The sequence below is a fragment of the Deinococcus psychrotolerans genome (assembly GCF_003860465.1).
GTDB lineage: Bacteria > Deinococcota > Deinococci > Deinococcales > Deinococcaceae > Deinococcus > Deinococcus psychrotolerans.
Genome location: NZ_CP034183.1, coordinates 2,247,708 through 2,267,063 on the forward strand (window position 1 = coordinate 2,247,708; position 19,356 = coordinate 2,267,063).

General features: G+C 62.6%; 20 protein-coding genes. 12 read left to right on the plus strand and 8 right to left on the minus strand.

From position 1 onward, the window contains the following. Positions 1 to 13: 13 nt before the first annotated feature. Positions 14 to 772, minus strand: coding sequence for a phosphodiester glycosidase family protein (locus EHF33_RS11090; protein ID WP_124871337.1), 759 nt, complete (start codon positions 770 to 772; stop codon positions 14 to 16). Between the two features lie 133 nt (positions 773 to 905). Here EHF33_RS11090 and EHF33_RS11095 point away from each other — a divergent pair, with 133 nt between their 5' ends. Beyond that, the gene (locus EHF33_RS11095) at positions 906 to 1,619 is read left to right on the plus strand and encodes a peptidylprolyl isomerase (protein ID WP_241191145.1); all 714 of its coding nucleotides are present in this window, start codon (positions 906 to 908) and stop codon (positions 1,617 to 1,619) included. Positions 1,620 to 1,683: 64 nt separating this feature from the next. Here the strand turns inward: EHF33_RS11095 and EHF33_RS11100 are convergent, their stop codons facing one another. Both EHF33_RS11100 and EHF33_RS11105 read right to left on the minus strand, forming a co-directional pair. Beyond that, on the minus strand, positions 1,684 to 2,313 hold the full coding sequence (locus EHF33_RS11100) for a CoA transferase subunit B (protein ID WP_124871340.1): 630 nt from the start codon (positions 2,311 to 2,313) through the stop codon (positions 1,684 to 1,686). Positions 2,314 to 2,315: 2 nt separating this feature from the next. Continuing rightward, a complete protein-coding gene (locus EHF33_RS11105; RefSeq protein ID WP_124871343.1) occupies positions 2,316 to 3,062 on the minus strand; it encodes a CoA transferase subunit A in 747 nt (248 codons plus the stop codon). Positions 3,063 to 3,205: 143 nt separating this feature from the next. Here EHF33_RS11105 and EHF33_RS11110 point away from each other — a divergent pair, with 143 nt between their 5' ends. From EHF33_RS11110 to tatA, 8 genes are all read left to right on the plus strand, one after another. Further along, positions 3,206 to 4,240, plus strand: a complete 1,035-nt coding sequence (locus tag EHF33_RS11110; RefSeq protein ID WP_124871346.1) for a threonine aldolase family protein — start codon at positions 3,206 to 3,208, stop codon at positions 4,238 to 4,240. 27 nt (positions 4,241 to 4,267) lie between these two features. Further along, on the plus strand, positions 4,268 to 5,272 hold the full coding sequence (locus EHF33_RS11115; protein ID WP_124871349.1) for a CPBP family intramembrane glutamic endopeptidase: 1,005 nt from the start codon (positions 4,268 to 4,270) through the stop codon (positions 5,270 to 5,272). A gap of 107 nt (positions 5,273 to 5,379) precedes the next feature. Next, positions 5,380 to 6,108, plus strand: coding sequence for a YIP1 family protein (locus EHF33_RS11120; protein ID WP_164473459.1), 729 nt, complete (start codon positions 5,380 to 5,382; stop codon positions 6,106 to 6,108). A gap of 145 nt (positions 6,109 to 6,253) precedes the next feature. After that, positions 6,254 to 7,603 carry an efflux RND transporter periplasmic adaptor subunit gene (locus tag EHF33_RS11125; RefSeq protein WP_124871355.1) on the plus strand — a complete coding sequence of 450 codons (1,350 nt, stop codon included), beginning with the start codon at positions 6,254 to 6,256 and terminating at the stop codon, positions 7,601 to 7,603. Beyond that, entirely contained in the window at positions 7,600 to 8,367 is a 768-nt protein-coding gene (locus tag EHF33_RS11130) for an ABC transporter ATP-binding protein (RefSeq protein WP_124871358.1), read from the plus strand. Before EHF33_RS11125 ends, EHF33_RS11130 begins: the two co-directional genes overlap by 4 nt. Then, positions 8,364 to 9,572, plus strand: coding sequence for an ABC transporter permease (locus EHF33_RS11135; protein WP_124871362.1), 1,209 nt, complete (start codon positions 8,364 to 8,366; stop codon positions 9,570 to 9,572). Before EHF33_RS11130 ends, EHF33_RS11135 begins: the two co-directional genes overlap by 4 nt. A 50-nt stretch (positions 9,573 to 9,622) precedes the next feature. Continuing rightward, positions 9,623 to 10,612 (plus strand): hypothetical protein, encoded by a 990-nt coding sequence (locus EHF33_RS11140; protein WP_124871366.1) that lies wholly within the window; start codon positions 9,623 to 9,625, stop codon positions 10,610 to 10,612. 156 nt (positions 10,613 to 10,768) lie between these two features. Continuing rightward, the gene (gene tatA, locus EHF33_RS11145; protein ID WP_124871368.1) at positions 10,769 to 11,062 is read left to right on the plus strand and encodes a twin-arginine translocase TatA/TatE family subunit; all 294 of its coding nucleotides are present in this window, start codon (positions 10,769 to 10,771) and stop codon (positions 11,060 to 11,062) included. A gap of 54 nt (positions 11,063 to 11,116) precedes the next feature. Here the strand turns inward: tatA and EHF33_RS11150 are convergent, their stop codons facing one another. From EHF33_RS11150 to EHF33_RS11160, 3 genes are all read right to left on the minus strand, one after another. Then, positions 11,117 to 11,671 carry a type I phosphoribosyltransferase gene (locus tag EHF33_RS11150; protein WP_124871371.1) on the minus strand — a complete coding sequence of 185 codons (555 nt, stop codon included), beginning with the start codon at positions 11,669 to 11,671 and terminating at the stop codon, positions 11,117 to 11,119. A gap of 103 nt (positions 11,672 to 11,774) precedes the next feature. Next, a complete protein-coding gene (gene csaB / locus EHF33_RS11155; RefSeq protein ID WP_124871374.1) occupies positions 11,775 to 12,743 on the minus strand; it encodes a polysaccharide pyruvyl transferase CsaB in 969 nt (322 codons plus the stop codon). Continuing rightward, positions 12,740 to 14,827, minus strand: a complete 2,088-nt coding sequence (locus EHF33_RS11160; protein ID WP_206431581.1) for a DUF5693 family protein — start codon at positions 14,825 to 14,827, stop codon at positions 12,740 to 12,742. The genes csaB and EHF33_RS11160 overlap by 4 nt, the downstream gene beginning before the upstream one ends. 195 nt (positions 14,828 to 15,022) lie before the next feature. Between EHF33_RS11160 and EHF33_RS11165 the strand changes: the two genes are divergently transcribed. Next, positions 15,023 to 15,460, plus strand: coding sequence for a 23S rRNA (pseudouridine(1915)-N(3))-methyltransferase RlmH (locus EHF33_RS11165; protein ID WP_124871377.1), 438 nt, complete (start codon positions 15,023 to 15,025; stop codon positions 15,458 to 15,460). Between the two features lie 46 nt (positions 15,461 to 15,506). Here the strand turns inward: EHF33_RS11165 and EHF33_RS11170 are convergent, their stop codons facing one another. Together EHF33_RS11170 and EHF33_RS11175 are read right to left on the minus strand one after the other, a co-directional pair. Then, on the minus strand, positions 15,507 to 16,490 hold the full coding sequence (locus EHF33_RS11170; RefSeq protein WP_124871380.1) for a serine/threonine-protein kinase: 984 nt from the start codon (positions 16,488 to 16,490) through the stop codon (positions 15,507 to 15,509). A 177-nt stretch (positions 16,491 to 16,667) separates the two neighbouring features. Continuing rightward, a complete protein-coding gene (locus EHF33_RS11175) occupies positions 16,668 to 17,378 on the minus strand; it encodes a metal-dependent hydrolase (RefSeq protein ID WP_241191146.1) in 711 nt (236 codons plus the stop codon). 106 nt (positions 17,379 to 17,484) lie between these two features. Between EHF33_RS11175 and EHF33_RS11180 the strand changes: the two genes are divergently transcribed. Together EHF33_RS11180 and EHF33_RS11185 are read left to right on the plus strand one after the other, a co-directional pair. Next, a complete protein-coding gene (locus EHF33_RS11180; RefSeq protein WP_124871383.1) occupies positions 17,485 to 18,639 on the plus strand; it encodes an ABC transporter permease in 1,155 nt (384 codons plus the stop codon). After that, on the plus strand, positions 18,636 to 19,355 hold the full coding sequence (locus EHF33_RS11185) for an ABC transporter ATP-binding protein (protein ID WP_124871386.1): 720 nt from the start codon (positions 18,636 to 18,638) through the stop codon (positions 19,353 to 19,355). Before EHF33_RS11180 ends, EHF33_RS11185 begins: the two co-directional genes overlap by 4 nt. Position 19,356 lies beyond the last annotated feature (1 nt).

Sequence of the window (19,356 nt, forward strand, 5' to 3'; positions counted from 1 at the left end):
GGATGCCGCTGCTCTAGCGTTTCTCTGTCACGGCCCAGATGCCCGCGTAATTGACAAACTGCCCGTCGCCCAATTGGGGCGTGTACACCGCGCTGATCGAGCCGTCCAGATACAGCGCGTCGGGGCAGCCCAAAGCGTCGCGGAAGAAGGTGGCGAAGGTATAAAAGTTGACCGGCGCGGCGCTGATGGCAAACTTGACCGTGCTGATTCCGTTTGGGCCGCCCTTGCAGACGCCCACGCCGCTGCGGAGTTTGAAACTGGTGCTGCGGGCGTTGAATTCGGGATGGAGTTTGCCGCCGATGACCAGCAGCGGGCCACTCTGGGTGGCGTAATCCGGCGCTAGGGTGCTGGCGGCGTAAGCGTCCGTTTCCGTGACGCCGGCTTGCTGGCCTTTTATCCAAAACACGCCGTTGGGCCTGAGCGCAAAATTGCCGCCGCCCGCGCTGCTGCGGGCATTGTTGAGTCGCCGGAGCGTTTGGCCGCCCTCAATGTGCAGGCCCAGCGGAGCATATTCTGGGGTGTAAATGCCGCTGTTGGTCGCAAACAAGACCTTCTCGCCGCGCCCAGCCAGAAAAGTGCGGAGCGTTTGGAAGCGTAAAAACGGCTGTTTGGTGCCCGGGTTTTGCCAGTAGAGGCGCAAGGTGTCGCGGCTCAGGTCAAGCGTGGTGACGGTGTAACTCGCGCCGCCCCAGACGGTCTGGCTGACTTCAAGCGCGTGGCTGGGCGCACAGGCGCTGAGGGTGAGGATCAAAAAACAGAAAACGCGGCGCATAAGGCGCTCATCATGCCGCCTGAGCGGGTGGGGGAGATGAGCGGGGATGGGAGGTCACCGATTTAACCCGAGTCCCTATCACGCCCCAGCATTCTCCAATCCACTGACGCGGCCCGCTTGCTACCCTAACGCCATGCGCCCATTTCTCACCCTGATCGGCTTGGCCCCCCGCCTGATGACTTCCGATTCCTCCGCCCAACTGCGTCCCAACCAGCCGCGCCGCAAGGTCAGCAAAGCCGCTCTGCTCACGGCGGGCTTGTTGGCAGTGGGTTCGGCCCACGCCGCTTGGGTGCCGGTTACGCCCTTATCCGACAAACCCGTGCTGAAATTTGACAAGCCCCAATGGGTCATTGATCCGGCTAAAACTTACCGCGCCGTTCTCAAGACCACCAAGGGCGACGTGACATTGGAGTTTTACGCTCAGCAAGCGCCCAAAGCGGTCAATAGCTTCGTGTTCTTGGCGCTTAATCACTATTACGACGGCAACCCCTTTCACCGCGTCCTCGACGGCTTTATGGCGCAGGGCGGCGACCCCACCGGCACGGGTGCGGGCGGCCCCGGCTACGGCTATTACGTGGAACTTGACGACGCGCTGAAGTTTGACGCGGCGGGCGTGCTGGGCATGGCCCGCTCGCAGAGCCTGTCCTCGCAGGGGAGCCAGTTTTTTATCACGCTGGCTCCCGCGACCTTCCTTAACGGGCAATACACCGTATTCGGCAAAGTCGTGGACGGGCAAAAAGTGGTGGACGCCCTGCAAAAGATCGACCCGCAAAAGCCCGACTCGGCCATCAAGCCCGATAGCATTCAGAGCGTGGAAATTCAGGTGGAGATGACAGGTGGCAAGTAAAAATTGAGGAGTAATGAATAAAAGCAACGCCGCCCGAATCTCATCTTGATTCGGGCGGCGTTGTTCAGTCCACCAACCGTGCCTCGGTCTTGCTCCGCAGTTCGTCCAAAGTCACGCCGGGGGCCAGTTCCAGCACCTTAAGGCCGCCTTCCACCACGTCCAGCACCGCCAGATCGGTGATGATGCGGTTGACGACGCCCAGGCCTGTCAGCGGCAAGTTACACCCGCGCAGCAGCTTGGGGCTGCCGTCTTTGGCCGCATGTTCCATCAGCACCACCACCCGCTGCACGCCGGCCACCAAGTCCATCGCGCCGCCCATGCCCTTGACCAGCTTGCCGGGAATCATCCAGTTGGCGAGGTCGCCCGACTCGCTGACCTGCATGGCACCCAAAATCGCCAAGTTGATGTGCCCGCCCCGGATCATGGCAAAGCTCTCGGCGCTGGAAAAAAAGCTGGCTCCCGGCAGGGCCGTCACAGTCTGCTTGCCTGCGTTGATGAGGTCGGCGTCCACTTCGGCGTCACTTGGAAAGGGGCCGATGCCCAGCAGCCCGTTTTCGGATTGCAGGGTGACGCTGACGCCTTCAGGAATAAAGTTGGCGACCAACGTGGGCAGGCCGATGCCCAAGTTGACATACATGCCGTCTTTCAGCTCTAAAGCGGCGCGGGCGGCCATTTCGTTTCTCGTCCAAGGCATGCTTAAACCTCCTCGCCAGCGGCGGAAGCTGCGGGCGCGGCCGATGTGGCAACGGCGGCCCGAACGGTGCGCTGCTCGACGCGTTTTTCCGGCTCTGCATTCAGCACCACCCGCTGAACATAGATGCCGGGGGTGTCGATGGCGTCGGGGTCAAGCTCGCCGATTTCCACGATCTCTTCGACTTCCGCCACTGTGACGCGCCCACAGGTGGCCACCACCGGATTGAAGTTGCGGGCGGTCTTGCGGTAGATCAGGTTGCCTGCCCTGTCGGCCTTCCAGGCTTTGACCAAGCTCACGTCGGCCACGATGCCGCGCTCCAGCAGGTACATTTGGCCGTCAAAGTCCTTGAGTTCTTTGCCCTCGGCCACCAGCGTGCCCACGCCCGTCTTGGTGTAAAAGGCCGGAATGCCCGCGCCGCCCGCCCGCATCCGCTCGGCCAGAGTGCCCTGCGGCGTGAATTCCAGCTCCAGTTCGCCGCTGAGGTACTGGCGCTCGAATTCCTTGTTCTCGCCCACGTAGCTGCTGACCATTTTGCGAATCTGGCGGCTTTGCAGCAGCAGCCCCAGCCCGAAACCGTCCACGCCCGCGTTGTTGCTGACCGCCGTCAGGCCGGTCACGCCGCTGTCTCTGAGGGCCGCGATCAGCGCTTCGGGAATGCCGCACAGCCCGAAACCGCCCACCGCCACCGTCTGATTGTTCTGCACTATGTCCGAAAGCGCCGCTTGAGCGCTGGGATAGACCTTGTTCATGGCTCTCCTGAAATGCAAGTTGAATTGAAGTTCTTGGCCCACTTTAGTACGGAATCTGGAGAGGGGCGGCCCAGCTGCCGTTTGGCGTGCGGCAATCACGTCCATAAAGCGCTCATACGGGCTTGTGGCGCTAGCATTCCGGCATGACTTTTCAAGACGTTCAGCCTGTTCCCACGCAGCGTATCGATCTGCGCTCCGATACCGTCACCGTGCCTACTCCCGAAATGCGCTTGGCGATGGCCGAGGCGGTGGTGGGTGACGACGTCTACGGCGAGGATCCTACCGTCAACACCCTGCAAAGTGAGGTGGCCCGGCTGCTCGGCAAGGAAGCGGCGCTGTTTATGCCCTCGGGCAGCATGACCAACCAGGCCGCGATTGCCATGCACACCTCGCGCGGCCAGGAAGTCATCTGCGCCGAGGGCTCGCACATCTACGAATGGGAACTCGGGATGATGGCGGCCTTTTCGGGAGTGGTGCCGCGTTTCGTGCCTGCGCCGCTGGGTGTGCCTGACCCGCAGCAAGTTCGGCGTGCAGTGAGGCGCAGCATTCACCAATCGCCGACGGGCCTGATCAGCTTGGAAAACACCCACAACAAAATGGGCGGCACCGTCATTCCTTTAGATGTGGTGGCAGCTATTCGCACGGTGGCCGATGAAGAAGGCTTGCCGCTGCACCTCGACGGCGCACGCATGGCCAACGCGGCGGCGGCGCTGGGCGTGAGTTTGGCCGAGGTCGCCGCACCCTTTGACAGCGTGTCGCTGTGCCTGAGTAAAGGGCTGGGCGCACCGGTGGGCAGCGTACTGGCCGGAGCAAAAGCCGACTTGGTGCGGGCGCACCGCTACCGCAAGATGCTGGGCGGCGGCATGCGTCAGGCCGGAATCCTGGCGGCGGCGGGTCTGATGGCCCTGCGCGACGGCCCCGCCCGCTTAGCCGCCGACCACGCCCGCACCCGCAAATTGGCCGAAGCGCTGGTAGATGCAGGCTACGCCGTGAACCTGGCGGCGGTGCAGACCAACATCATCTACGCCACCATTCCCGACGCCCAGAGCAAAGTGGAGCGCTGGGCCGAGCAGGGTCTACTCGCCAGCGCTCTCGACATCGACAGCGTGCGTTTTGTGCTGCACTACCAAATCACCGATGAAATGCTGGAGCGGGCGGTAAGGGTACTCACCGCTTAGGGGGAAGGCGGGCGCTAACCTAACGGCATGGCCGATCTGCCGCCCTACAAAACCTCCCCCGATCTGCACCCGGTTTCCGAATTGTTTGCCGGCGAAGTCGCGCCGCTGCCTGCCGAGTTGAAGCCGGGCCAGCCCCCCATCACCCCAGCCGAGGGAGCTTGGGCGGCGCTGATCGTGCTGGGAATGCAAAACCTGATCTCGGCGCTGGCCACACGCGTGTTCCACTTGCCGCTGGGTGTGTCTCTGCTGCTGGCTTTTCTCAGCACCGTCATCGTGTTTGGCCTGACCATGCGCCGCACCGCGCTGGCCCTCTTCCAAGATTTGCGCTGGCGCACTAGGCCCAACTGGGGTGTGATGTTCGGCGCATTCGGGTTGGGCTTCGTCGCTTCGCGGGCCCTCTTGCTGTTCGTGCTCAGCCTCTGGCCGCAGGGCGCTCAGACCGTGCCGGAGTTCGCCTCTAAAGGCTACGACATGTGGGTGCTGCTGCTGGTGGCGGGCTTTTTGATTCCGGTGGCCGAGGAAATCGCTTTCCGGGGGCTGCTGCTGCGCGGCTTGGAATGGGTTCGGGGACCAATCTTCGCTGCCGTCGTTTCCAGCTTGCTGTTCGGCTTCGCGCATGGTGCGCCCGCTCAGGTCATCGCCATTTTGCCGCTGGCGTGGTTGCTGGCCCGCAGCGTGCAGTACAGCGGCTCGCTGTGGACGAGCGTCGGCGTGCATATCCTCAACAACGCGCTGGCCGTCGGCCTCGGCGCACTGTTGCAGGGGCGCGACATGAACGCCCTGACTGGCGACCTCGCCAGCACCACCATACCGCTGAGTTTGGGCCTGGCCGCTTTATTGATCGGCGTGGCGGCGCTGGTGGTGGGCACACTGTGGCTCACGCCGCGCACCTCACCCGCGCCTGCCCTGCGCTTTCCGAGTTGGCCCGTCTGGACTGCCAGCACTCTGGTCTTGGTGGTGTTGGTGCTGGCGGTGGTGGGACTGGCGACGGTGCCGATCTTTTTCCCAGAGCTGAATGTCAAAGGGCTGTAACCCGCACCGGCTCGGCAACTCGTCGCCGCATGGTCACGTATATCGTCACGTATCAAGACTCAAGCGCTCCCTGTGACTTTCACCCTCTCCAAAAAGGCCAACTGCTGATGACCAATCTTTCTAAGTCTGCCGCCCCTGCTCCTGCGCCTAATCTCGCTGACCTGATCACTCAGCCGAGAGCCTTTTTTGAAGCGTTGGGCCGCCTGCCTGCCAAGCCCAGCCGCTACCTGTGGTTGGTGGCCCTGGCCACCCTGGTCGGCGGAATTTCGACCACAGTGCTGGCCCGTCATTTACTGTCGGCCCAGTCCAGCGCCCTATCTGGCGGCCTGGCTATTTCACCGCTGTTTGGCTACGGCGCGGCGGCTTTTGCCACCACCTTTATCAGCGTGCTGCTGTGGTTGTTGTTGTGGGGTCTGGGCACACTGGGCGCAGGCAAGGAAGGACGCGCCGCCGAAGTGTACGGAGCGGTCTTTTTCCCTTCGCTGATTTGGGCGATTCTCTTGCTGCCGCTGGGCGCTCTCTTTGCGCCGGAAATCACTGTCGCTGCGCCCAACTTGACGGGCCTGAGCGGACTGGAGCTGCAAAAAGCCTTGCAGCCGTATACCCAGGCTTTGCAGGCTTCGTTCAACAGCTTGGCCATCAGCAAAGTCAGCACCTACGTCGGTTACGCCATTTACCTGTGGCAATTTATCCTCGCCTTCATCGGCTTCCGGGTACTGACCGGCAACCAAACCAAAGCCTGGCGCGGCGTGTTGTTTCCGGCGGCGCTGCTGGCGGTCTTGGTGTTGGCCAGCTACCTGGTTTCAAAAGCCGTGACCAGCTTGGTGGCAGGCTGAGCGTCTGTGATGCACGGCGTTTCTTGCCTAGCCTCCGCCGAAAGCCGACCTCTACGGAAAGCCAGCCTCCACCAAAAGTAAGTCGCGCCACCCTGCCGCCGCGTGATAGTTCTTGAGGCATGAGCGTCCAGCGAGGAGTCACCCCATGACCACACCCACATCTGCCGGTAATCCAAAGCGCCGCCCCAGCTTCGTGCGCCGCTTTTGGTTGCCCGCGCTGGTGGTCATCAGCGTCGGGATCACCGCGTTTGCCTTCTTGCGGCCCAGCGGCCCTACCGGACTGCCGGTCAACGTGGTAGCGGCCACCACCCAGATTTTTACTCGCACTGTCAGCGGCACTGGCAGCGCCAAAGCTGAAGTGGCCCGCAGCGTCAACTTCGCCGTGAACGGCAACGTGGCGCAGGTGAACGTCAAAGTGGGCGACACCGTGCAGGTGGGTCAGGTGCTGGCCAAGCTGGACACCGCCGCCCAAGTCCGCGACCTTGCCAGCGCTCAGGCCGCCTTTGACGCGGCGCAGTCTGACATTGCCCGTGCCGAGGCTGCTGCTAGCGACGCCGCCCAAGACAATAGCCGCAACCTCACCAACGCTCAGTTGACGCGGGCGAGCGCGGAAGCGGCGCTGAGAACCGCCGAAGCCACGCTGGCGAGTCAAGCCAAATTGCAAGCGCTGGGAGCCGTCAGCGCTCAGGATTTACAGGCGGCGCAGGCCAGCCGCGATGACGCCGCCCGCAAGCGCGATCAAGCCGAGGCGGATTTGCGGTACGCCAAAAACCGCAGTCCCCAGAGCAGCGCCGCCAGCGTGGCCCAGTCGCGTTCAGCCCTAGAAAGCGCCCGCGTGCGGCTGGCCAATGCCGGGGCCGCGCTGACGGACGCCGAACTCAAGGCTCCGGCGGGCGGGGTGGTCAGTGCGGTGGGCATCACGGCGGGCAACGCCACCGCCAGCCCTGCTGTGGTGATCACCGATCCGGCCCAGCTTTACTTGCAAGTGCCTTTTGACGAAACCCGCGCCCCCGATTTGAAAAGCGGCCAGCCTGCTGTGGTAACGTTCGACGCGCTGCCCAACCAGACCTTTAGCGGCACGGTGGCCCGAATAGACCCCACCGCCGACGCCAGCGGCAACGCGGCCAGCGTGGTGGTCAAAATCCGGCTGCCCGACGTCAGAAAATCGGGCGTGAGCAAAGTCAAGCCGGGCTTTACTGGCACCGCCGTCGTGACCGTGCGCCGCATCCAAGACGCCGTGACGGTGCCGATCGAAGCCACTTTGGAGGGAGAGGGCAACACCCTCAAAGTCTTTAGAGTCACGCCCGGCACACCCAAAGGCGCTCAACTCGTCGGCACCGCACAGCCTGTGACGGTTACCCAGCAAGACCGCAACGCCAACCTCGCCGCCGTAACCGGCCTCAAAGCGGGCGACCTGATAGTGGACACCCCAGACCCTGGTCTCAAAGCCGGAAGCCGCGTGCTGTATTCCGCGCCGAGCCGCCGAGCGCCATGAGTCAGGCCGCCGTGCGTCAACCAGTGATTCAACTGTCCGGCATCACCAAAGTCTATGAGGGCGAGGGCGACGCTGAAGTTCACGCGCTCTCGGGCATTGACCTGGATATTTTTGAAGGCGAGTACGTGGCGCTGATGGGGCCGTCTGGCAGCGGCAAAAGCACGCTGATGCATATTCTGGGCTGCCTCGATCAACCCACGCAGGGCAGTTATCACCTCGGCGGCGACGACGTGAGTCAGATGGGCGAAGACGAGTTGGCCCAGATTCGCAACGAGCGCATCGGCTTCGTGTTTCAAGCTTTTAATCTGCTGGCCCGCACCAGCGCCCAGAAAAATGTGGAATTGCCGCTGGCTTACCGGGGGGTGGGAATGCGTGAGCGCAGTCAGCGGGCCAAACTTGCCCTGACGCGGGTGGGCTTAGGCGACCGCCTCGGCCACAAGCCCAGCGAACTGTCCGGCGGGCAAAAGCAGCGGGTGGCGATTGCCCGCGCCCTCGTCCAAGACCCCAAAGTGCTGCTGGCCGACGAACCCACCGGCAACCTCGACAGCAAAAGCACCAAGGGCATTTTGCGGCTGTTTGACGAGCTGCACGCCGAGGGCCGCACCATCGTCTTGGTGACGCACGAAGAAGAAGTCGGAGCGCGGGCACAGCGCATCATCTGGCTGCGCGACGGCCTGATTTCGGACGGGCGTCCGGTGCTGGACGACGATTTGGATGAAGACCTTCCAGATGACCAGTTCGGAGCGCCAGAGGCCGGCGCGTGAACGTTCTGGAAAATATTCAAACCGCCCTCTCCGCGATTGCCTCCAACAAGCTCCGCAGTCTGCTGACCATGCTGGGCGTCATCATCGGGGTCTTTGCGGTGACCACTATGCTCAGCCTCGGGCAAATGGCGACGCAGACGATTACCAAGCAGCTCGATAGCATCGGCGGGCGCACTTTGTTCGTGCAGCAGGACTTTTCCAGTGGTAAACCCAGCCCCAACTTCACCCAAGATGACGTCGATGCTCTGGCAAGCTTGCCGATCACCAACATCAGTTCTGTTCCGGTGGGCTTGCAGGCCAGCGCTGCGGGCAAAAGCGTCAGTGTGCAGGCCAGCGGCGTGGCGGCAGATTACCCCGAAAAGGCCCGTGACGTGACCCTCAGCAGCGGGCGCTTTTTTACTGCCTCCGAGGAAAGGGGCGCGGCTCCGGTGATGGTGATTTTGTCCACCACCGCCAATAAACTCTTCCCCAATCAAAACCCCGTCGGTAAGGCCGTGCGGCTGGAGATGCTGGGTGCAAAAGGCCAGACGGTGAGCCGCGAGCAATTCACCGTCATCGGCGTGACCCAGCCGCAGGGCGGGGTTTTTGGTGGCGGGCAAGACAGCGCTTATGTTCCTTTGTCGTATGTTTGGCGCAATTACACCGAGCGCGGCACCTACTCCTTTTTGCAGTTCAAGATCAGTCCACAGGCCGACGCTGTGCGCACCGAAGCCCGCCTCAAGCAAATCTTGGAGCGGCGGCGCGGCAGCACCAACTTTCAGGTCATCAACCTCGATCAGTTCGTGCAGCAGTTCTCGCAGATCACCACTGTCTTGCAGATTTTGCTGGCGGGCATCGGCGGGTTGAGCTTACTCGTCGGCGGCATCGGCATTATGAACATCATGCTGGTATCGGTCACGGAGCGCACCCGCGAAATCGGCCTCCGCAAAGCGCTGGGCGCTCGGCGCGGCACGATTCTGGGCCAGTTTCTGATCGAAGCGGTGACGCTGACGGCTCTGGGCGGCTTAGTCGGCTACTTGCTGACCGTCGTGACCGTTACTTTGGTCAGTCTGGCCGCGCCGAAGTTCTTCCCGCAGGTGATCTTGTCGCCGGGGGTGGCGCTGCTGGCCCTGGTCGTCAGTGCTCTGACCGGCGTGATCTTCGGCGTCTGGCCCGCCCAACGCGCCGCCGCTTTGCCGCCGATTGAAGCGCTGCGTTACGAGTGACTCTGCCAGATAGTCAATGTTTTGTCTGATTTATCTGCGAAAATCAAGCCATGTTCAGGCGCAAAAAAACGAACCAACCAGTACTCTTCAGCAACTTAGACTGGCCGGTAGTGCCAGTGGAGTCTTGGGACACGGCACAGACTTCAGAAGCCGACGCGCTCAATCTTGTTCGGCTGTCTGGCCGCCACCTTGAAGCCTGGGAAGCTGTAGGAATTAAAATCGCCCAGTTTCTTGCTCCACAGTTGACCCAGGATGAAACAGGTCAGGATATGCTGCTGGAAGTTCCTTTACTGGCATATCAGCATCAGCAAGCATTTTGGATTTTCATCTATTCGGCGGCCACTCCACAAGCGGCCAGCCATTTCATAAGTGTGGAGCAAATGGCCCTAAAAGCTGGTGCTACAGCGGGTTATTTTGCTCCTGCCCCTTTACCGCTCAAGGGCGCTGAAGGAAGGTCACTTTTCGATCCTTTCCATTTTCCGCTCTTTGTTTTGGAGCAGGACAAGCCCCTCCCTGAAGACGATTACTTGATGTGGTGGCCAGAAAGTGCCGAAGACCGCTTGGTGGGCAGCGAGTATGCACAGATGCTTGAGCGGATTTATCAGCTTCAGGATGAATATGGGTCACTGTTGTGCGGGGTGATCGCGCTTCAAGTCGGGTGGGCTGAAGCGGAGAGCGGCGTAGCACGGGCTGATTTTCCAGCGCAAACGGCTTACGCCCACGTTGAGTGTCCCAGCGGCTTGCCTATGGTGATCAGTATGAGTCAGGAGAAGGGCTTGCGTTTTCACTTTGCCAGATCGCGCAATTCACTGGCTCAGCGTTTGGCCTTGCTGCGCGTGATGGAGCGTTATCTGAGTCAGTTGACGCTGGCTGCGCGAGAAGCTGAGTTGCCTTCAGATGCGCAGAGACGCGGCCCGGAAGATGAAAAGCCGAGTCGTTGGTGGAGCGGTATGCCGCGTTTTGTGGATAATCGATTGGACCAAGGCATGGATTGGTTGTCCATGTCTGTGGGCCTGATCATGACCTCAGCTCAAGGATAAAGCTTGGAGAGCTTTCCCTCTTTATCTCCTTACTGGCGGTTCAAAGCCTTCACCCTTTCATCTGCCCGCTCCCTGCCCTCTCCAGACTAAAGGAACGCGGGAACAGACCCAAGCAGCTCCAATCGGCTGAGGGCCAATCCCCCGCTCGGAGGCACTATGCTCGGCATTCTAGAACCCGGTCACCTGATCTTAATTTTGCTCGCCGCTCTGCTGATTTTTGGCCCCCGCAAACTGCCGGAACTCGGCAAGAGCCTCGGCCAGACCTTGCGCGAGTTTCGCCAACACACCAGCGGTCTGAGCAGCGACTTGTCTGCCAGCTTGTCGGAGCCGGCTGCTCAAACCCAGGCAGTGGCCCAACCCCAGATCTTGCCGGCGGGCCAGACCGTTCAGGTGATCGCGGCAGTGCCCGCTCCCGCCGCCGAGCACCTCGGCCAAGAGTCTCATCTCTAAAAGCGAAGACCAAAGACGCGGGAAGGTGGGCAAAGTTGTCTTACCTTCCCGCGCTCAGCTTTGAACCCACTTCGGCAACTCCTGCAGATACTGCATCGGCAAAGTATTTTCGCCTTGCTTGAAGGCGGCGAGGTAGCCGTGAACCGTGCCGCCTGCCCGCTCCGTTAAGCGGGCGAGGGCCATCGCCATCGATCCAGTGGCGATCACGTCTTGCACGATCACCACTTTTTTGCCGCTGAGCCGCTCGGCGTGGGGGCCGTCCAGCCACAGCGTCTCGGAGACGCCCAGCGTCAGGCCCGGCATTTCCTGAATCAGCGGATTTTGCATATAAGTGCGCCGTTTTTTGCGGGCCACCTGGTAAGGCAGCCCTGACAAGTCGCTGAGTTCGTGGGTCAGCGGCAAGGCGTTGGTCACGACGGTGAGCAGCGCCTCGGTGCCTTCCGGAATCAGCGGGACGAGCGCCTGCGCCGCCGCTTTGGTCAGTTCGCTGTCGCCGATAAACTCGATCAGCGGCACGAATCCCATTTGGCCCACCGGCACCAGGCGGAGTTGACGGGTCACGGAGCCGACAGTGATCTGGTACGGATTGGCACCTGTAGAGGTTGTCATGGACTGAGCTTAACGCGCCGGGGGGACGCGGTGGCCCACTCCGCACCGCGCCTTGACCTGCGCTGTAATTGCCGAGCTGCTTTACTGCGCGGTCAGGCCCGCTTCATTTTGCCAAGGCCCATTCAAAACTTTCCCGCGCCCGCGCCTGCATGGCCGCGACTTCGTTCCAATCCGGTTGGGCCTGCTCCAAAGCTGTCCGCAAGGTTTCGGCGTCAACGTGAGTGGGAAAGCTCTGCGCTCCGGCGTCCAAGCAAAAGCCGCTGACTTTGGGATCGTAACTCAGCCCCACAAAAGGAGTGCCCGCCGCCGCTGCCAGAATCAGCGCGTGGAGGCGCACGCCTGCCACTGCCCCCGCGCCCGCGATGGCATCTAAGGCCACCTGCGGGTCTTGGGTGCTGAGGACCTCATCCGCGCCGAGCGAGTGGGCCGCTGCGTCGTCTTCCGGCGGGTAAAAGCTCAGGGCAATCACCCGCCGCCCGCTGGCCCTCAGCTGAGCGGCGAGGCTGGTCAGGCGCTCGGTGGCGTCTTTCACGTCGCCGCGTGGAGCCAGAATCACCGCGTTGCTGTCTCTGACAATGTTGCCCGAAGGTCTCAGCAGCAAAGCCGGATCGCCGCCCAGCCGTCCCTTGATCCCCAGCTTGCCGAGCGTCTCCAAGCTCTGCCGATCCCTGACGATCACGTGCACGCCGCGCAGAGTGCGGGCCACCTGCACGCTGCCTGCCTCGCTGAGTGGCCCGATGCTCTGGTTAAACACCACCGCCCGCTTGCCCAGCGTCCGTGCCAAGCGGATGACGCTGAGGTAATACGTCAGGGTGCGTGAACTGGTTTTGTCTTGCAGCAGCCCGCCGCCGCCGGAGAGCAGCACCTCGCCGCTGGCAATCGCCCGCACCAGCGCCAGCGGCTGCATCCGGCCCGCACTGCGGCAGCCGTAAAGCTGAGCGGTCTGGGTCGGCGTCTGCGAGAGCAGCAGGGGAGAGTGGCCCAGCCCTTTGAGCTCCCGCGAAATCGCCAGTGCGATGGCCTCGTCTCCGGTGTTGCCAAACCCGTAATAGCCGCTGACCGTGACGTTCAGGGCTTCATTCCCAAACGGTCTAGGCCCAGTCCGTCTTCAGGACGAATATCCGTCATGCGGGCCTCGGTACGCGGCATCAGCGGGCGGCGCAGGGTTTCTCCCAGTGAGGGCTGGCTGGGCGGCGCGGCTGGGGTGCCTGAAGACGGGTTGCCGCCGTTCCAGCCGCCGTAATTGTTCCAGATCCGAATCGCCACTCGCAGCGCCCAGACCACCAGATAGCCCAGCAGCAAGCCCGCCGCCAGCCCGAGCAGCGCCCGCGTGAGGCTGATCAGCAGCGGCGTGTGAAAGTGCGAGAAGGTATTGAGGATGCTCGCCTGCCCTTCTAAACCGCCCAGGAGCGCCAAAATGGTGAAGTACCCCGGCAAGGTGCCCGACAAGCCCAGCAGCAGCAGCGGGTGACCGAAGACTTCTTTGAAACGCGGGCGAATGATGGCGTCTTGCAGGTCTTGGCGGATTTTGGCTTCGGTGTCGCTGACGCCCACCGCTGAGGTATTGCCGCGCCGCAGCACCGCCACAGCGAAGGCCCCCAGCGCCACGCCCATCATGATCACGTCGCCGAGCGTCAGGCGAATGGCAAACAAGTCCCTGACGGTTTGACGGATGTCCTGGCGCGGCAAGAAGCTCAGCGCCACCAAAGCAATCGGCAGCACCAAAGTCAGGCCCACGCCGCTGAACGGGTCGAGGCCCAGCATGCTGTTTTTGTCGGTGCCCAGTGCGCTGACGTACAGCACGCCCAGCAAGCTGAAGCCGGTGGCCAGGTACCAATCGGTCATCTGCTTGCGCCGTAGCACCAGCCCCAGTGCCGGAAAAGTGATGGCCGAAACCAGCGCCAGGCCCGGATACGGCTGAAACCCGTTGAGGCCCAGTGCGCCGAGCAGCGCCGCGCCCGCCACCAACAGCCCGAGGCGCGGCAGCGGATAGCTGAGCGCCAGCAGCAGCAGCGCCGAGAGCGTGCCGAGCATGGTCAGCCAGCGCAGCACGTCGCTGGGCGCGTAGTTTTCAATGATGGGCAGTGTGATCTTGATATCGCGGGTGGCCAGCAGTTTGGTGAGGTTGTTCAGGAAGACTTCGGTTTCGCCCTGCGTCGGAAAGGGGCGCAGATACAAAATCCTTTGGGTGCGTTCGCGGGCGGCCAGTCCGAATTTGCTGGCCACTTCGTCGGGGGTCAGGCTGTTTTGCCAACTGGGATTGAGGCTGAACATCCGTGCGGCGGTGCGGTCTTTGATCAGCTCAGGTAAGCCCTGCTGCACGCTGTTTTCGATGATGGTCGGTATCCGCTTGCCCAGCCGGTCTTTGATGTCTTGCAGCACCCTCGGATTGCCCGCGCCGATGACCTTGGCTCCGGTAAATGAGATGAACGGCACATCCGGCCAGTTCTTGCCGGGGTCGCGCACCCGCTGATCCGGCCAGGGGCGGTAGACCACCACGAAGCCTTCGTCTTGAAGCTGCTTGATGCGCTCGGTGTCGGGGCCAGCCGGCAAGTAGCGCGGGTCAACCGCCCAGCCGATCCACTTTTGTCCGGCCACATTCAGGGTGTTGGTGTCGAGCGGCTTGTAGACGGCGGCGGGCAACTCTGGTCTTTGGTCTTTGGGCAGCGCGAGATTGGCTGCCTGCGCTTCGCTGATGGCTCCGGCGTTGGAAATGTAGCCGAAGCTGTTCACCAGGTTTTCCACCGTGCCCGGCTTAATCGATCTCATATACGACCACTCGGGGTTGATGCCCACCGCGCCGGGATTGCGGGCCTTTAGCTCGGCCCCGCTCAAAAAGTAAGCGTCGCCGCGCTGAATGGTGGAGGCCACCACGTCTTCAAACACCGCCACGCCGTTGACGCCCAGCTTTTTGTAGCGCAGCAGCAGGGCGTTGGGGTCTTGGCCTGTTTCCTTGGCCTGCTGCGAGAGGGCCGGGTAATCCATGACCAGCGCCACATTTTTCTCGCTGTTTTCAAAAGCGACTCGGCTGACGGCCAGCAGTCCGGCGGGAATCAGGCTCAGGGCCAAGACGCCCAGCAAGATCGGCTGAAAGCGCGAGCGGGTCGGCAGCGGCAGGGCGCTGAGGGCGTTGGTGGGCTTGTTGGCATTGGTCATTTCGCTGTCCTTGGTACGGCGCGGGTGGTGAGAGCGGGGGCTGAACTCGGCACAGATACACCGCTGAGTAACGGGTGCAAGCCACTCACTGTATCAAGGTATTCTAAAGATGACCAGAAACGCCAGGTTGGGAATTGGATGAGACCTCGCCGCTCCGGAGGTCTGCGGGCCGGCGCGGCGGATAAAGTAAAGGCCATGCGCCTGCACCTCATCACCGTTGGAGAACCCAAACTGGCCTACGCCCGCGCCGGTTGGCAAGAGTACACGGCGCGGCTGGGGCGCTACCACAAGCTCAAACTCACCCACCTCAGCGGCAGCACGCCGCAAAAGGAAGGCGAGGCGATGCTGCGGGCGGCGGGCCGCGCCCCGGTCATCGCGCTCGATCCGCGCGGCGTGGAGTGGAGCAGTGAGGAACTCTCGGCGTACATCGAAAAGCAGGGCGTGCAGGGCACTGGAGAGCTGGCCTTTTGTATCGGCGGCCCCGACGGGCACAGTGACGGCCTCCGTGCTCAGGCCCGTGCGCTGTGGAGCCTGAGCCACCTGACTTTGCCGCACGACCTGGCTATGGTGGTCATGAGCGAAGCGCTCTACCGCGCCGCGACCATCTCGGCGGGTGAGCCGTACCACCGCTGAAGCGGGGAGTACACGTTCCGAGCTGTGCCAACTCGCCCCGCCGCTCTCACTTCCCGCGCTTGAACGGATTCCAGCTTTTTGCGCCAGGTTTCTGCGGCTTCGGGCTTTCTTCGGATGGCCCGCCAGGCGTTCGCGGCGTGGGCACGGCGTCGGTGTGTTGGTGGCGGCCCATGATGCTGCGCTGAGCGGGCGGCAACTCGGAGGGTTCAATCTCAACTTGCTCGTCCTCTTCTCCCAGCGCTTCCAGAAGGGCGCGGCGCAGCGCCGCCGAGCTGGGGCGGTCATGGGATTTTTTGGCCATCGCCAGCTCGATGAGGCGCGACAAGGTGCGCGGCACCTGCCGGTTGCTGGCCGTCACGGGCGCGGGAAAGCGGGTCAGGTGCGAGATCATCAGCTCTTCGTAGCTGTTGCCGAGGTGAGGCCGTACCCCAGCCAGCAACTCAAAACACAGCACGCCGAGGCTGTACACGTCGCTTTGAATGCTGCTGGCTTCGCCGTGATAAATCTCTGGGGCCATGTAAAACGGGCTGCCCGAAATATTGCCCCCTGCCGAGACGAAGTAGGTGTTGCCGAAATCGCCCAGCGCGGCGCGGCCGCCACTCAAATAGACATTTTGGGTTTTGATGTCTTGATGCACCGCGCCCTGTTGGTGCAAGTACGCCACCCCAGCTGTCACGTCGGCCAGCACCCGCAGGGCCGCTTCGTAAGGCAGCACCCGGCCTTCAAGCAGCTCGGCCAGGGTGCCTTCGGCAAAGTAGCGCATGGCGAGGTAAGCCCCCGGCCCGAACGCCGTGCCCGCGTAGCCGCGCACCAGATGCGGGTGGCGAAATTGCAGCGAGAGCCTGACCTCGTTGCCGAACCGCTCCGCCGCTGTGTGATTGGCGAGGGTGGTGCCCAGCGGGACTTTGATGGCCATCTCCCGCTCCGGCGCGGCGTCCGCACTTCCCAAAAACACCAGGGAAGTGTTGCCGCGACCAATCGGGCGGCTCAGGGTGTAGCCAGCGAGTTGAGGGAGATCAGCGTTTGTCAAAATAAAAAGAGTCCTAAGGGTGGAGCGGGATTGTGGATTTAAACTGCACACGCAAGTACGGGGTGTTCAGGTTCAAGGATAACCACCGCCAGATGACAACATTCTAACGGACGGACGGCGCGGTGGCCCCCGTTTTTATCACGTTACCTTGATGGGTCGTCAGATACTGCGCAGAGCTTAGAGGGTGACGCTGTCTCCCGGCTGCGGCAGGTAGACCGTAACCCCGCGCTTTTCGGCTTCGGCGGCAAAGACTTTCGGGTCGCCGCTCAGCGCCGGGAAGGTGCCGTAGTGCATCGGCATGGCGGCCTTGGGCTTCAGCAGATCGAGGCACTTGGCAGCTTCCAGTGGCCCCATGGTGTAGTGATCGCCAATCGGCAAGATCGCCAGGTCGAGGCCGCCTTCACCGATCAGGGCCATGTCGGAAAACCGGCTGGTGTCACCGGCAAAGTACACCCGCTTGCCGCCCATCTCGATCATCAGGCCGGTGGGCATTCCGCCGTAAGTGCCGTCAGGAAAGCTGCTGGAATGCCACGCTGGAGTCAGCGTCACCGCGCCCCAGTCGCCGCGCACCGTGCCGCCTATGTTGGCCCCGGTGGTGTTGACCGCGCCGTGCTGAGCGGCGTAACCGGCGATTTCCGCCGTGCCGATGATCATCGTGCCCGTCTTGCCAAAGTCCAGCGCGTTGCCCCAGTGATCGCCGTGCGCGTGGCTGAGCAGCACCGCGTCCACTTTCCAGCTCAGCGCTTCTTCGAGCGTCACCGGGCACTTGGGATTGCCCTTCAGAAACGGATCGATCAGGATTTGCTGGTCGCCTGCGCTAAACAAAAACGCCGAGTGGCCCAAAAAGCGGATGGTCAGATTGGAAGCCGATGTGCTGGACTGCGTCATAAAATCTCCTCTAGAGCTGGGAATGCGTTAAGGATGCACCGCGTAAGCGGCTCGCCCTGTCATTTGGCCTACACCCTGCTTGTCGGCAGGCGCTAATCTGGCGGGTGTGCAAAGGCGAGACTTGTGGACGCTGGCCCGGCGAGGGCTGACCCGTAGACCCATCCGAACTTTCCTGACGACTTTGGGGATCGTGGTGGCGGTGGCCAGCATGGTGATTTTTTTGTCGCTGGGCGAGGGCATCCGCAAAGTCTTTAACGACGAACTCGGCGGTATCGGGCCGGATATTCAGGTCACGCTCAACGGCCTGAATCAGGGCATCGCGCCGCAGCCTAACCTGCCGCAGAGCACCGTGGACGACATCCAGAAGCTGAGTGCCAAGCTGGGCATCGCGCGGGTCACGCCGGTCATCATGGCGATTCGGGGCGGCCTCGATCCGTCGCAGAGCGCTGTGCTGTACGGCCTGCCCGCCGAGCAGGGCATCAATGCAGTGTTCAGCACCGTCAACATCGGTCAGGGACGGCTCCTCAAGGCCGGTGACAGCGGCGTGGCGGTGGTGGGAGCCAAAGCCGCGCAAAACCTGAGACTCAAAGTCGGCAGCGTCTTGCGGCTCAACCGCCGCAACGCGGTCAAGGTGGTGGGCGTGCTGGACAAATCCGGCGGCCTGAACGACTCGTTCATCTTTTTGCCGCTGGCCACCATGCAGGCCGCTGAGGGTGCACAAAACCGCATCTCGATGGTGGTGCTCAAACTCAACGACGCGCGTCAGGCCAAGCCTGTCGCCACCGCGCTGGCCAATGAACTCAAGCTCGAAGCCCAGACCCAGGCCGACTTCCTGAGCTTTGCCGATAGGGCGCTCAAAATCAGCGACGCGGTGCGTTTCGGCATCTCGCTGATTTCGCTGATCGTGGGCGGCCTGGCCGTGGCCAATACCGTGATGATGGGTGTTTTCGAGCGCACCCGTGAGTTTGGGACTTTGCGGGCCATCGGCGCACGCCCCAGCTTCGTGCGTGAGCTGGTGCTGACCGAGTCGCTGCTGCTCTCGCTGGTGGGCGGTGTGGGCGGCCTGCTGCTGGGGCTGGTGGGCATCTGGGGTGTGAACCTGTACACCCAGAATCTGGCGGGCTTCGACGCGGCGGCGCTGACTCCGCGCCTGACCCTGCTGGCCCTGTTCATTTCGCTGCTGCTGGGCCTGTTCGCCGGACTGCTGCCCGCCCGCTCGGCCTCGCGCCTGAGCATCAACGAAGCGCTGGGGCGCGTATGACCGCTTCAGTTTTGCCGCCAACGAGCTTGGTGACGCCCAAAATTCAGCTTCAGACCGAGAACCTCAGCCGTACCTATCCGAGTGGCGACGGCCAGATCACGGCGCTCAGGCCCTTCTCGCACACCTTCGCGGCGGGGATGACCTCGGTGGTGGGGCCATCCGGCAGCGGCAAAAGCACCCTGCTCAATTTGCTGGCGGGCTTCGACACCCCCAGCGGCGGCACGGTGCGGGTGGGCGGCACCGATATTCACAGCCTCAGCGAAGCGGGCCGGGCCGACTTCCGGTTGGGGAATTACGGCTTCGTCTTTCAAAGTCACAACTTGGTGGCGATTCTCAGCGCTCAGGAGAACGTCGAATTTCCTTTGATGCTGGCCGGGGTGCCGCCCAAAGAGCGCCGCGAACGGGCGCGGGCGCTGCTGGCGCAAGTCGGCTTGGAGCAGCGTGCCCACCACCTGCCCTCGCACCTTTCCGGCGGCGAGGCCCAGCGGGTTGCCATCGCCCGCGCTCTGGTGTCTGACCCGGCGGTGCTGCTGGCCGACGAGCCCACCGGCAACTTAGATACCCGCAGCGGGGAGGTGATTTTGGAGTTGCTGACCCGCCCGGCGCTCGAAGGCAAGACGGTGGTGCTGATCACCCACGACCCCGACGTGGCCGCCCTCGCCGATTATCATTTGCGGGTCAGAGACGGCGAAGTGAGCGTGGAGGGGAGCCAATAAC